Annotated in this window: 15 protein-coding genes; 11 read left to right on the forward strand and 4 right to left on the reverse strand. The window is 73.1% G+C overall.

Going from position 1 to position 12274, the window contains the following annotated elements:
* Window positions 1-43 precede the first annotated feature (43 nt).
* The 3 genes from IEY30_RS02395 to IEY30_RS02405 are packed head-to-tail and all read left to right on the forward strand — an operon-like array spanning window position 44 to window position 2518.
* Window positions 44-643, forward strand: a complete 600-nt coding sequence (locus IEY30_RS02395) for a DUF5998 family protein (RefSeq protein ID WP_030146259.1) — start codon at window positions 44-46, stop codon at window positions 641-643.
* Between the two features lie 22 nt (window positions 644-665).
* Window positions 666-1814 (forward strand): alkaline phosphatase family protein, encoded by a 1149-nt coding sequence (locus tag IEY30_RS02400; RefSeq protein WP_229674798.1) that lies wholly within the window; start codon window positions 666-668, stop codon window positions 1812-1814.
* Window positions 1815-1825: 11 nt separating this feature from the next.
* Window positions 1826-2518, forward strand: a complete 693-nt coding sequence (locus tag IEY30_RS02405; protein ID WP_030146257.1) for a thymidine kinase — start codon at window positions 1826-1828, stop codon at window positions 2516-2518.
* Window positions 2519-2586: 68 nt separating this feature from the next.
* Here the strand turns inward: IEY30_RS02405 and sepH are convergent, their stop codons facing one another.
* Window positions 2587-4281, reverse strand: a complete 1695-nt coding sequence (gene sepH / locus IEY30_RS02410) for a septation protein SepH (RefSeq protein ID WP_052358123.1) — start codon at window positions 4279-4281, stop codon at window positions 2587-2589.
* Between the two features lie 164 nt (window positions 4282-4445).
* On the opposite strand from sepH, the gene IEY30_RS02415 reads away from it, so the two are divergent.
* The 3 genes from IEY30_RS02415 to IEY30_RS02425 are packed head-to-tail and all read left to right on the forward strand — an operon-like array spanning window position 4446 to window position 7202.
* Window positions 4446-5081, forward strand: a complete 636-nt coding sequence (locus IEY30_RS02415; RefSeq protein ID WP_030146255.1) for a trimeric intracellular cation channel family protein — start codon at window positions 4446-4448, stop codon at window positions 5079-5081.
* Window positions 5082-5139: 58 nt separating this feature from the next.
* On the forward strand, window positions 5140-6306 hold the full coding sequence (locus IEY30_RS02420; RefSeq protein WP_030146254.1) for a ferrochelatase: 1167 nt from the start codon (window positions 5140-5142) through the stop codon (window positions 6304-6306).
* Between the two features lie 8 nt (window positions 6307-6314).
* Entirely contained in the window at window positions 6315-7202 is an 888-nt protein-coding gene (locus IEY30_RS02425; protein ID WP_030146253.1) for an inositol monophosphatase family protein, read from the forward strand.
* Window positions 7203-7340: 138 nt separating this feature from the next.
* Here the strand turns inward: IEY30_RS02425 and IEY30_RS02430 are convergent, their stop codons facing one another.
* Window positions 7341-7526 (reverse strand): hypothetical protein, encoded by a 186-nt coding sequence (locus IEY30_RS02430; protein WP_030146252.1) that lies wholly within the window; start codon window positions 7524-7526, stop codon window positions 7341-7343.
* A 348-nt stretch (window positions 7527-7874) separates the two neighbouring features.
* On the opposite strand from IEY30_RS02430, the gene IEY30_RS02435 reads away from it, so the two are divergent.
* The 5 genes from IEY30_RS02435 to IEY30_RS02455 all read left to right on the forward strand — a co-directional run bounded on the left by IEY30_RS02435 (window position 7875) and on the right by IEY30_RS02455 (window position 10759).
* Window positions 7875-8174, forward strand: coding sequence for a DUF4193 domain-containing protein (locus IEY30_RS02435; RefSeq protein ID WP_030146251.1), 300 nt, complete (start codon window positions 7875-7877; stop codon window positions 8172-8174).
* Window positions 8175-8227: 53 nt separating this feature from the next.
* The gene (gene dut, locus IEY30_RS02440) at window positions 8228-8725 is read left to right on the forward strand and encodes a dUTP diphosphatase (protein WP_030146250.1); all 498 of its coding nucleotides are present in this window, start codon (window positions 8228-8230) and stop codon (window positions 8723-8725) included.
* 103 nt (window positions 8726-8828) lie between these two features.
* A complete protein-coding gene (locus tag IEY30_RS02445; protein WP_030146249.1) occupies window positions 8829-9599 on the forward strand; it encodes a DUF3710 domain-containing protein in 771 nt (256 codons plus the stop codon).
* A 43-nt stretch (window positions 9600-9642) separates the two neighbouring features.
* On the forward strand, window positions 9643-10038 hold the full coding sequence (locus tag IEY30_RS02450) for an OB-fold nucleic acid binding domain-containing protein (protein ID WP_030146248.1): 396 nt from the start codon (window positions 9643-9645) through the stop codon (window positions 10036-10038).
* The gene (locus IEY30_RS02455; protein ID WP_030146247.1) at window positions 10031-10759 is read left to right on the forward strand and encodes a DUF3159 domain-containing protein; all 729 of its coding nucleotides are present in this window, start codon (window positions 10031-10033) and stop codon (window positions 10757-10759) included. Before IEY30_RS02450 ends, IEY30_RS02455 begins: the two co-directional genes overlap by 8 nt.
* Window positions 10760-10786: 27 nt before the next feature.
* On the opposite strand, the gene IEY30_RS02460 is transcribed toward IEY30_RS02455, so the two are convergent.
* Window positions 10787-11473, reverse strand: coding sequence for a potassium channel family protein (locus IEY30_RS02460; RefSeq protein WP_030146246.1), 687 nt, complete (start codon window positions 11471-11473; stop codon window positions 10787-10789).
* Window positions 11474-11496: 23 nt separating this feature from the next.
* Window positions 11497-12159, reverse strand: a complete 663-nt coding sequence (locus IEY30_RS02465; protein ID WP_030146245.1) for a potassium channel family protein — start codon at window positions 12157-12159, stop codon at window positions 11497-11499.
* Window positions 12160-12274: the final 115 nt, after the last annotated feature.

Consider the following 12274-nt stretch of genomic DNA (forward strand, 5'->3'; position numbering starts at 1 on the left):
CCGCCGCGACGGAGCCATCGCCCACCAGTGCAAGGATGGGGTCATGCGACGCGCGATCCCGGGCACCGGCCAGGCCCTTCCCGAAGACCTCACCGAGGCGATCACCCGTGCCGGCTACTACCCCTCGCTCGTCTGCGACGTCGTCGAGTCGGCCATCGCCGACGACGAGGTCGTGTCGCACCTCGTGCACCAGGAGACGACCTTCGACCACGAGACGGTGCGTCGTCACGTCACCGTCCTCGTCGTGACCCCGCTGCGCCTCGTCATCGCGCACGCCGACGACCACGCCGAGTCCGAGGACAAGCTCATGGCGACGGCCACCACCGAGACGGTGCCGCTCGCCGCCGTCCGCGGCGTCATGCTGACGCACGTGGTGGCCCAGCCCGACACCTTCACCCCTGGCACGCACGGTCGCGACCTCACGCTGACGCTCGGCTGGGGCGCCGTCAGCCGGCTCGACATGATCCCGGCCCAGTGCGGCGACCCCGACTGCACGGCCGACCACGGCTTCGAGGGCACCATCGCCTCCGACGACATCTCCCTGCGCATCAGCTCGGCCGCCGACGGCGAGGACGCCGTCGGCCGGGCCATGCACTTCGCCCGCGTGCTCTCGGCGAGCATCGGCGGCGGCACGGCCCACTGACCGGGTCGCCGTGCCTGCCGACGTGACCGCCCACGCCTCCACCCCGACGGACTGGTCCGCCGGGACGCTCGCCTCCGTCCTCCCGTCGGTCGCCGACCGCCTGGGGGTGGGGAGGTATGCCGGCCGCGACGTCTTCGACCTGCCTGCCGTGCCGCGCACGGTCGTCGTGCTCGTCGACGGGCTCGGCCACGACCTGCTGCGCCAGCGCAGCGGGCACGCCCCCTTCCTGCGCAGCCTGCTCGGCACCGCGCACCGGGTGCCGTGCGGCTTCCCCACGACGACCGCCACGTCGATGGGGACGTTCGGCACCGGTCTGCCGCCCGGGTCGCACGGCCTCGTCGGCATGCAGGTGCTCGACCCGGCGACCGACCGGCTGCTCAACGAGCTGTCGTGGGAGGACGGCCCCGACCCGCGGGCGTGGCAGCCCAACGAGACGGTCTTCGAGGCGGCCGAGAACGCCGGCGTCAGCGTGACCATGGTCGGACCGCACTACTTCGACGGGTCGGGCCTGACCACCGCAGCCCTCCGGGGCGCCCGCTTCCGCGCGGCGCGTTCGCTCGAGGACCGCGTCGACGCCGCAGTGGCCGCGTTGCGGGCCGCGCCCCGCTCGCTCGTCTACCTCTACTGGGGCGAGGTCGACAAGATCGGCCACGTGCACGGCTGCCAGTCCTGGCAGTGGGGCGACGAGGTCGAGTCGGTCGACGCCGCGCTGAGGCAGCTCGCTGTGCGCGTCCCGGACGACACGTCGATCGTGGTCACGGCCGACCACGGCATGGTCGACGTCCCCTTCCACGACCGCATCGACCTCGCGGGCGAGCCCGAGCTGATGGCCGGCGTCCGCCACCTCGGCGGGGAGCCGCGCAACCTCCAGCTCTACGCGGAGCCCGGCTCGGCCGCCGACGTGCAGGCCGCGTGGGCGTCCCGGCTCGGGGACCGCGCCCGCATCCTCACCCGCGAGCAGGCGGTCGACGAGGGCTGGTTCGGGGCCGTGCGCGCCGGGGTCGAGCGACGGATCGGTGACCTCATCGTGGTCATGGACGGGTCGTTCGCCGTCGTGCACTCCGGACTCATGCGCCGCGAGGTCGTCGCGCTGCTCGGCCTGCACGGGTCGACGAGCGACGCGGAACTCGCCGTGCCCGTGGTCGTGGTGCCCCCCCGCCGGGGCGCCTAGGGTGGTGCCTCGTGGCTGAGCTCGTCTTCTTCTCCGGGACCATGGACTGCGGCAAGTCGACCCTCGCCCTCCAGATGGACCACAACCACGGTGCGCGAGGTCGGGTGGGCCTCATCTTCACCAAGATGGACCGGGCCGGCAGCAACGTCCTCAGCTCGCGCCTCGGCCTGTCGACGGGCGCGCTCGAGGTCGGTGACGACCTCGACTTCTGGGAGGCCATCGTCGGCCGGGCCACGGCGGGCACGCGCATCGACTACCTCATCTGCGACGAGGCCCAGTTCTACACGAGCGACCAGGTGGAGCAGCTGGCGCGCATCGTCGACGAGATGGACGTCGACGTCTTCGCGTTCGGCATCACCGCCGACTTCCGCACCGAGCTCTTCCCGGGCAGCAAGCGGCTGATCGAGCTGGCCGACAAGGTCCAGGTGCTCCAGGTCGAGGCGCTGTGCTGGTGCGGGCGCCGAGCGACGACCAACGCGCGCGTCATGGACGGCGTCATGGTCGTCGAGGGCGAGCAGGTCGTCGTCGGCGACACCAAGCCGGGCACGACCGGGGTCGTCGAGTACGAGGTGCTCTGCCGCCGGCACTACATGCGGCGCATGACCTCGCACGCCGCCAAGGCTGCGGCGGTCTCGCCCGAGGTGCTGCCCTTCGACCTCGACGTGTGCCCGCTCCCCCCGCTGCCGATCACGCAGGCGGACTGAGTCCGGCTCGCCCGCACCCGCGGAGGGCGTGGACGCCCGCGCCGGTCGGCCCCAGGGCCGGCGTCAGGTCACTCGTTCTTGCGGCCGAACATGATGTCGTCCCAGCTCGGCACGCTGGGTCGTCCGGACTTGCGGGCCGCCTGCGCGGGACGCGGAGCCGGCTTGGGCCGCGCTGCCGGGAGGCGCTGCTCGACGACGTCGTCGCCGTCACCGTCCCCGCCGAACGAGCGCGAGCCCGAGGCGCCGGGGGAGCCGCTGCCCGACCCGGACCGACGACCCTCCGCGGGGATGCGGGAGACCGGGCGTGGCTCCTGCCGTCGGCGCGCCGCCGGTCGCAGCGGTCGCTCCTCGGCCGGCTCGTCGTCGACGTCGGCGTCGAGGTCGGAGTCGAGGTCGGAGTCGAGGTCGGAGTCGACATCGGCGACGAGGTCGTCCTCGCGATCGTCATCGAGGGCAGGTGCGGAGTCGTGCGGCCGGCGGTCGGCTGCACGGTCCGCGGCCCGGGGGTGCGCGGGACGCTCGGGACGCTGGGAGGCGTCGACGCCGCTGGCGCGGTTCGCGAGCTCCTGAGCCACGTCGCTCTCGTCGACCTCCTCGACCTCGTCGACCTCGTCGTGGTCCCGGAGCTCCTCGTGGTCCTCCGCGTGGTCGTCCACGTTGTCGACACCGCGGTGGTCCTGGTCGTCGTGGTCGTCGTCGACGGCCACCCGTGCGTCGCGCTCCACCTCGGGGTGGGCCTCGGCCACGGGGCCGGGGTCCGCCTCGGACGGTCGTTCCGGGACCTGACGCACCGGCTGGGTGGGCTCGGTGCGGCGCGCCTTGCGCTGGCCCGCCTCGACGCCGACGCGCTGCTCCACCGTGCCGGTCTTGAGGACCTCGGGGTCGTCCTCGGGGTGGGTGTGGGCCGGCGGGGGGAGCTCGTCCCGGGGGTCCGCGGCGAGCTCCTGCAGGGGCAGGGCCTCCTCGGGAGCCTCGTCGAGCCCGGGCACCTCGGTGGACCTCGGACGACGGCGGCGCCCGCGCTGGGAGCTGCGCTCGCGCATGGCAGCCATGAGGTCGACGGTCTCGCCCTCGCGGCGACGCGGGACGGCCGCGCCCACGCCGCCCTCGGCCTCGACGTCGTAGACGCGGCTGGGCCGGGTCGACGCTGCCAGGTGCGGCGCCGGGATCGGGCCGGGTGCCTGCTGGTCCTCGTCCTCGCTGAGCCAGCGGGCCTCGTCGTCGACCGCCGAGACGGTGCGGGCGAGCGGGTCGAACTGCCAGGCGGCCTCTCGCTCGCGGCCGCCGGCGTTGAAGGCCAGCAGCACGGTCCACGCGCCCTTGTCGGTGCGTCGGGAGTCCCAGCGGACCGCGCCGGCGTCGATCTCACGGGTGCGCAGGCGCTCGGAAACCCGGGCGTCGAGCGTCGGGGCGCCGCCGTGGGACCCGCCGCGAGGACGCAGCCGGACCTGACGGGCCAGGCCCGCGACGTGCTCGCGCTCGGCCAGGATCGGGCCCTCGTAGCGGTGGACCTTCTCGACGGTCCATCCCGCGCGCTCGGCCACCTCCTCGGCGGTCATGCCGGCCCGGATCATCGACTGGACGTCCTTGGGGCGCAGGCCCCCCGAGACCTCGATCTGCAGCTGGCCGAGCCGTGGACGGTCGCGCCGCGCCGCGGCACGGAGCGCCTCGTCGAGCGGCACCGAGTAGCGGTTGCCCTCGTCGTCGGCCAGCAGCAGGTGCAATCCGTCCTCGTGGACGCCGACGAGCCTGAGGTGCTGCATGGGTGGGTCTCCCGGGGTGCCGAGTCTGCGTGGTCGTGCCTGTCTGCGTCGACGTCCCGCCGGCCGGGTGAGGGGCCTCGCCGGGTGCGTCGTGCAGTCGAGCATGCCACCGGGCCGGGTGCGCGCCAAAGCGCCCACGCCGCACGGGTACCGTTTGCCTTGGCATGCCTACCTCGTTCGCGTCCGCGCAGCTCGCCCTCGACCTCGTCGGCGTGTTCGTCTTCGCGCTCTCCGGGGGTCTCGTCGCCGTCAAGAAGCGCTTCGACCTCTTCGGCGTCCTCGTGCTCGCGTGCGCCGCGGCGCTCGGCGGCGGCATCGTGCGCGACCTGCTCATCGGCGACATCCCTCCGGTCGGCATCAGCGACTGGCGGCTACTGACGGCCGCAGCCCTCGGCGGGCTCGTGACCTTCCTGTTCCATCCCGGCGTCGAACGCATCACCCGCTTCGTCCGAGTCCTCGACGCGGCGGGCCTCGGCGCCTTCGCGGTCGCCGGCAGCCTCAAGGCCGTGACGACGCCGGGCGTCTCGCCCGTGGCCGCCGTCCTCGTCGGTGTCATCACGGCCGTCGGGGGAGGCGTCGTGCGCGACGTGCTCGCCGGCCAGGTCCCCGAGGTGCTGCGCCGCGAGCTGTATGCCGTGCCGGCCATGCTCGGGTCCGTGGTCGTCGTCGTGGCGGCGCAGCTCGGGTCCCTCCAGGACTGGGTGCTGTGGACCGCGGCTGGGGTCGTCTTCGCCCTGCGCATGCTCGCGGTGCACCTGCACCTCAACGCCCCGACCCCGCTGCGCTCCAATCCCACGTAGCCCCCGCGCCGAACGACGGGCGAACCCCCTGACCCTGCTCACGACCGATGGCGGAGAGATGACACCAGAAGCAGCACCCACCCCCCAGCCCGCTCCCGACGCCACCCCCGAGGCCACGACCGGAGGATCCGACGAGCGTTCCCCGCTCGAGCCGTACGACGCCGTGCTCCTGCTCGGCTTCGGCGGTCCCGAGGCCCCCGAGGAGGTCATGCCCTTCCTGCGCCGGGTCACGGCGGGCCGCGGCATCCCGGACGAGCGTCTCGAGGCCGTCGGCGAGCACTATCACCACTTCGGTGGGCGCAGCCCGATCAACGACCAGAACCGGGCCCTCATCGCCGCGCTCCGGTCCGAGCTCGACTCCCGGGGCATCGACACCCCGATCGTCTGGGGCAACCGCAACAGCGCCCCCTTCATCGACGACGCCCTCCGCGAGAGCCACGCCGCCGGCCACCGCCGGGTCGTCGCGCTGACGACGAGCGCCTACTCGTGCTACTCGTCGTGCCGGCAGTACCGCGAGAACCTCGCCGACGCGGCAGCCGCCGTCGCCGAGGAGGGGATCGCGCTCGAGATCGACAAGGTGGCGCAGTACGCCCGCCGCCCCGGTTTCGCCGAGGCCAACGCCGGCGAGCTCGTGCGTTCGCTGCGCGCCCTCGACGGGGCGCCCGACTCGGAGGTCGCGCTGCTGTTCGTCACCCACTCCATCCCGGACGCGATGGACGACACGTCCGGACCGGGCGACGGCGAGGGCAACCTCTACCAGCGCCAGCACCTGGCGCTCGCCTCGCAGCTCACGGAGGAGGCCAACCGCGTCCTCGGCCGCGACCTGACGGGCGAGCTCGTCTTCTGCTCGCGCTCCGGCCCGCCCAGCCAGCCCTGGCTCGAGCCCGACGTCAACGACCGCATGCGCGAGCTGGCGGCCGCCGGCGTCCGCACCGTCGTCACGGCCCCCATCGGCTTCGTCAGCGACCACATGGAGGTCGTCTACGACCTCGACACCGAGGCCCAGGAGACTGCCGACGAGCTCGGCCTGACGCACGTGCGTGTCCCGACCGTGGGCACCGACGCAGCCTTCGTCCGCGATCTCGTCGACGCCCTCCTCGAGCGCGCCGCCGAGGCCCGCGGCGAGGGCGTGCCGCAGTTCGAGGGCCGCATGCCGTCGGTGTGCGCCCCCGGGTGCTGTCCCAACCTTCGCCAGGCGCGTCCGGCGCTCTGCGGCAGCGACTGAGGACCAGGATGACCAGCACTCCACCCGCCCCCGACCTGCCCGACGACGTCACCGTCGAGGAGCTCCAGCGACTCTGCGTCCGCTTCGCCACCGAGGCTGCCCGCTTCATCCGTGACGAGCGACCCGAGCGCGTGGGGGTCGCTGCCACGAAGTCGAGCGAGACCGACGTCGTGACCGTGATGGACCGGCGCTCGGAGGAGCTGCTGCACCGGCTGATCCAGCAGGCCCGCCCGGACGACGGCATCCTCGGCGAGGAGGGCGCCGACGTCGCAGGCACCTCCGGGCTGACGTGGGTCGTCGATCCCATCGACGGCACCGTCAACTACCTCTACGAGGTCCCGGCGTATGCCGTGTCCGTGGCCGTCGTCGTCGGCGACGCGCACTCCCAGGGCGGCTGGGTCCCCGTGGCCGGCGCGGTCGCCGACCCGAGCCTGCGCCTCGTGCACCACGCGGGACGCGGCAGGGGCGCCTGGACGGGCCCGGAGGACCCAGCGAGCGGCGACGACCCCGTGCGCCTCTCGGTGTCGGGCGAGGACCGCCTCGCCCGCACGCTGCTCGCGACCGGGTTCGGCTACGACCCGCAGGTCCGGGCCCGTCAGGCCGAGGTGCTGCTCCGGGTGCTGCCCCTCGTGCGCGACATCCGGCGCATCGGCAGCGCGGCCCTCGATCTCGTCCGGGTCGCAGAAGGCTCGGTCGACGCCTACGCCGAGACCGGCCTCAACGCCTGGGACCTCGCGGCCGGCTGGCTGATCGTGCTCGAGGCCGGCGGTGTCGTCCTCGGTGCGGGGGAGGGCGAGGCGAGCTCGCCGGGCAAGGCCCTCACCGTCGCTGCCGGCCCGGCGCTCGCGCCGGAGGTGCGCCGACTCTTCGTCGCCACCGGCGACGCGGCGGGCTGACCTGGCAGGCGAGCGGGCCGCACACGACGAACGCCCCACCCGGCCGTGCCGGGTGGGGCGTCTGTCGTACTGGGCATGCGGACGGCATACGCCCTCGGACGCCCTCAGGGCGCTCCCCGGGCACCGCCCGGACGCTGCTCAGGCCGCCTGGAACGGCTCGAGCTCGGGGACGCGGATGCCGTTCTCGGCAGCGAGGCGGGCGAAGGACTCCAGCTCGCCGGTGTGCACCTGCACCCGGAAGTCGTCCCCGGCCTGCCGCGCGTCGGCGAGGTCGCCCAGCGCGTCGTTGACACGTTGCCTGATCTGGTCGACGAACTCGGTCATGGGTGCCACCTCCGGGCCTGGGTTGTCGATCGGTCGAGTCCGCAGACCCTACCGCGCCGTGGGACCCCCAATGTGCACCCGCGATGGTCGGCGAATGGCAAAGGACAGGTGAACAGTTGGCCCGAAAACGGCAGGCATGGGGCGTGCGTCCCGTCTGCGTCTCAGCCGTTGGCGCGAACAACGTGACAACGCCGTGGGGATCGGGCACCATACGCGCACGCGGACATGTTTCGTTGCTGTTAACAGCGTCGTCGACAGCATCCCTCCCACGGGAACAAGCGCGGGCCTACGAGCGTTCTCCGCGTCACAGACCGCAAGGCGCATCACGAGTAGAAGTGAGACAACGAGATGGCAACCGATTACGACGCGCCACGCAAGACTGACGACGACCTGAACGAGGACTCCATCGAGGAGCTCAAGTCACGTCGGGTCGACAAGACGTCGTCCAGCGTGGACGTCGACGAGACCGAGCAGGCCGAGGGCTTCGAGCTCCCGGGCGCCGACCTCTCCGGCGAGGAGCTGTCGGTCCGCGTGCTGCCCAAGCAGGCCGACGAGTTCACCTGTGGACGCTGTTTCCTCGTCCACCACCGCAGCCAGCTCGCCAAGGAGAGCAACGGCATGATGATCTGCACGGAGTGCGCGGCCTGAGCGCATCTCCGACCGGGCAGCGGCACCGCCCGGAGCCAGTAGGGTCGGTCCTCGTGACCGACCCTTGTGCTGTCCCGGTGCGGCTGCTCGACCCGGACCTGCCGCTGCCCGTCTACGCCCACCCCGGCGACGCAGGTGCCGACCTGTGCGCTCGGGTGGACGTGACGATCGAGCCGGGCGAGCGGGTGCTGGTGCCGACCGGGGTCGCGCTGGCGCTGCCTCCTGGGCACGCCGGCTTCGTGCACCCGAGGTCGGGGCTCGCGGCGCGACACGGCATCTCCATCGTCAACGCGCCCGGCACCGTCGACGAGGGCTACCGCGGGGAGATCCTCGTCAACCTCGTCAACCTCGACCCGCGCGAGCCCTTCGAGGTCCGGCGCGGCGACCGGATCGCCCAGCTCGTCGTCCAGCGCGTCGAGCGGGTGCAGTTCGTCGCCGTCGATTCGCTCGACGAGACCCGTCGGGGGGACACTGGACACGGATCCACCGGTGGCTTCGGTCCCGGGGGCGCCGCCTCGCCGACACCGGGGGAGTCGCCCAGCGAGGCGTGATCATCGGATACGGTTCGCCGGGCGCTGCGTCAGCGCCGCGACGACCACCTTTCCGGACGGGCACGACGCCCGCCGGGCAGCAGGACTCTAAGGACGGAATGACGTGGGACTCTTCAGCCGGGGCAAGTCGAAGGACCGCCCGGACGCCGATGCCGTGGACACCGACCTGACCGACGACGGCCTCGACCGCGGCGACCAGGACGATGCCGCCAGCGCGTACGACGACGCGGACGCGCCGGCCGGTCGCGACGCCTCCACCGGCCCGCTCGACCGCAGCGAGGTCGACGACGACAGCGACTACCTCAACCTCGGCGCCATCTGGCTGCGCGGGCAGCAGGGCATGGAGCTGCGCCTCGAGGTCAACGAGCAGGAGCAGCAGATCACCGGCGTCACGGCCGTGCTCGGTGAGTCGGCGGTGCAGCTGCAGGCCTTTGCCGCACCGCGCACCGAGGGCGTCTGGATCGACATCCGCAACGAGATCGCCGCGAGCATCGTCGATGCCGGCGGCACCGCCGAGGTGCTGACGGGCGAGTTCGGCGAGGAGCTGCTGACGCGGATGCCGCAGGCCGACCCCGAGGGTCGGACCGTGTTCATGCCGGCCCGCTTCGTCGGCGTCGACGGGCCTCGCTGGTTCCTCCGCGCCGTCGTCTCGGGCCGCGCCGCCATCGAGCCGGCAGCGGCCGAGGGTGTCCACGAGGTCATCCGGACCGCGGTCATCGACCGCGGCGAGGAGGCCATGCCGCCGCGCGAGCTGCTGCCGCTGCGACTGCCCGACGCCGACGGTGCCGCCCAGGCCGATGCCGGCGATGGCACCGACGGTGGCCCCGACCTCAACCCGTTCGAGCGCGGCCCCGAGATCACCGAGGTCCGTTGATGTCCCGCCCGTGTCCGGCACCGCCTCGAGGCGAGGCGCGCCCGTGACCACGGGCCAGCCCGGTGCGCTGCGGCGGCTGACCGAGCGACTCACGCGCTCGGCGCACGAGATCGAGGCCGCCGAGCTGCGGCGCGAGTCCTCCGACCTGGCCGGCGTCGTCCACATCGGCGACGCGCCCCAGCGCACCACGGTCACCGTGTGCGGTGAGGTGCGCTCGGTGACGCTGCGCCCCCGCGAGGAGACCCCGGCCCTCGACGTCGAGGTCTGGGACGGCACGGAGTCGCTGCACCTCGTGTGGCTCGGCCGCCGCCGCATCGCCGGCATCGTGCCCGGCATCAAGATCCAGGCCACGGGCCGCATCACGAACCGCCGGAAGGTCATGACGATGTTCAACCCCGCCTACGAGATCATCGGCAGGGCAGGGCAGGCACATGGCTGAGGCCGAGGGCGAGGCCACCGTGTCGGGTGCGGGGGAGGGCGACGGGCTCGTGCGCTCCGAGGCCGACCTGCGTCGCTACGACACCGTCGAGGAGCTGCTGCGCGACAAGCTTTCCGAGGCCCTCGGCGGCTGGCGCGGGGCCGTCGAGTCGGCGGTGCCGACGCTGGCGTTCGCGCTCGTCTGGGCCCGCACCGAGAACCTCCGCACGGCCCTGGTCGTCGCCGGGGTGTGCGTCGCCCTGCTGCTCGTCGTCCGTCTCGTGCAGCGCCAGGACCCACGCTTCATCGCGTATGCCGCTGCGGGAGTGGCGATCTCGGCGTTCTTCGCGCTTCGGTCGGGCAAGGCCGAGGACGCCTTCCTGCCGGGGATGCTCCAGAACGCCGGGCTGCTCGTGCTCCTGCTCGTCACGAACCTCACCCGGTGGCCGCTCTTCGGCTTCGTCGTCGGCGTCGCCGAGCCCGAGGCCTTCGCCGAGAACCCGACGTGGTGGCGGCGCCACTCCGGCATCGTGACCGTGGCTGCCCGCCTGGCCTGGGTGCTCATCGCCCTCAACGTCGTGCGGCTGGCCATCATGGTGCCGCTCTACCTCGCCGAGCAGGTCGCGGCGCTCGGCGTCGCCAAGGTCGTGCTGGGCTGGCCGGCCTACCTCGTCGCCATCACCGCCATGGGCGCGATCCTGCTGCGCGGTCGCACCCCGATCGACCCGAGCCGCGTCGCCTGAAGCCGGGCCCGGGCCCGTCGGGACGCGTCAGTCCTCGGTGTCCGCGTGGTGCCGCTCGCCGGGGGCGACGAGGTCCTGGAGGCGGTCCTCCTGCTCCGTCGTGGTGATGAAGAGCAGCTCGTCGCCGGCCTCGATCGCGTCGTCCGGCGTGGGCGCCAGCGGCCGCTCCTCGCGGATGATCGCCACGAGCACGGTGTCGGTGGGCCAGTCGACGTCACCGACGCGGCGGCCTGCGAAGGGGCTGCCCTCGGGCAGGGTGATCTCGACCATCGAGGCGCGACCCTGCTGGAACTCGAAGATCCGCACGAGATCACCGATGCTGACGGCCTCCTCGATGAGGGCCGTCATGAGGCGGGGGGTCGACACCGCGACGTCGACGCCCCACGACTCGTCGAACATCCACTCGTTCTTCGGGTTGTTGACGCGGGCGACGGTGCGCGGCACGCCGAACTCGGTCTTGGCCAGCAGCGAGAGCACGAGGTTGGCCTTGTCGTCACCGGTGGCGGCGACGCACACGTCGGACTCCTCGAGCCGGGCCTCCTCGAGGGCGGCCAGCTCGCAGGCGTCGGCGAGCAGCCACGACGCCTCGGGCACGCGGGAGGCCTGGACGTCGTCGGCGTCCTTGTCGATGAGCAGCACCTGGTGCCCGTTGCCGAGCAGCTCACGGGCGATGGACCGGCCGACGCTTCCGGCTCCGGCGATGACGACGCGCATGGGGGTTTCTTCTCCTGTGCCGGTCAGTGGGGGGCCGGGGCCTGGTCGCAGAGCCGCTCGACCCGGGCGAGGTCGTCGCGCGGGACGGTGAGGTGCACGAGGTCACCCTGCTGCACGACCATGTCGGGACGGGGCAGGGTGCCCTCGCCGAGGCGGGTGACGTAGGCGACGCGGGCGCCGGTCTGCTCCTCGACCTCGGTGAGGTGCCGGCCCACCCAGGCCTCGGCCAGGGGCACCTCGGCGATGACGATCTTGCCGCTCGGGTCGGTCAGCTCGGGCACGGCGCCCTGGGGGAGCAGCCGCTGGATCATCTGGTCGGCGGTCCAGCGCACCGTGGCGACCGTGGGGATGCCGAGGCGCTGGTAGACCATGGCGCGCTGCGGGTCGTAGATGCGGGCCGCGACATGCTCGACCCCGAACGTCTCGCGCGCCACCCGGGCCGCGAGGATGTTGGAGTTGTCGCCGCTGCTGACCGCCGCGAACGCGTAGGCCTCACGGATGCCCGCGGCGATGAGGGTGTCCCGGTCGAAGCCGATCCCCGTCACGGTCTGGCCCTCGAAGGAGGTGCCGAGCCGGCGGAACGCCGAGGCGTCGGCGTCGATGATCGCGACGTCGTGGCCGCCCCTGCCCAGGGTGCGGGCGAGCGTCGACCCGACGCGGCCGCATCCCATGATCACGAAGTGCACGGACGCGACGCTACACCGTGACAGGGCTGCCCACCCCGCAGGCCGCGCACGCCGCCCAGCCCGTGAAACGACCGTGACGGCATACCTTCTCGGACGCTTGTCCGCGGCGTCCCGA

The sequence above is a fragment of the Terrabacter tumescens genome, assembly GCF_014646815.1.
In the GTDB taxonomy this organism is placed as follows: Bacteria; Actinomycetota; Actinomycetes; order Actinomycetales; family Dermatophilaceae; genus Terrabacter; species Terrabacter tumescens.

Coding starts and splice junctions, on each gene's coding strand:
- IEY30_RS02395 (WP_030146259.1), top strand. CDS start 44: ATGCGACGCGCGATCCCGGGCACCGGCCAGGCCCTTCCCGAAGACCTC.
- sepH (WP_052358123.1), bottom strand. CDS start 4,281: ATGCAGCACCTCAGGCTCGTCGGCGTCCACGAGGACGGATTGCACCTG.
- IEY30_RS02415 (WP_030146255.1), top strand. CDS start 4,446: ATGCCTACCTCGTTCGCGTCCGCGCAGCTCGCCCTCGACCTCGTCGGC.
- IEY30_RS02420 (WP_030146254.1), top strand. CDS start 5,140: ATGACACCAGAAGCAGCACCCACCCCCCAGCCCGCTCCCGACGCCACC.
- IEY30_RS02425 (WP_030146253.1), top strand. CDS start 6,315: ATGACCAGCACTCCACCCGCCCCCGACCTGCCCGACGACGTCACCGTC.
- IEY30_RS02430 (WP_030146252.1), bottom strand. CDS start 7,526: ATGACCGAGTTCGTCGACCAGATCAGGCAACGTGTCAACGACGCGCTG.
- IEY30_RS02435 (WP_030146251.1), top strand. CDS start 7,875: ATGGCAACCGATTACGACGCGCCACGCAAGACTGACGACGACCTGAAC.
- IEY30_RS02455 (WP_030146247.1), top strand. CDS start 10,031: ATGGCTGAGGCCGAGGGCGAGGCCACCGTGTCGGGTGCGGGGGAGGGC.
- IEY30_RS02460 (WP_030146246.1), bottom strand. CDS start 11,473: ATGCGCGTCGTCATCGCCGGAGCCGGAAGCGTCGGCCGGTCCATCGCC.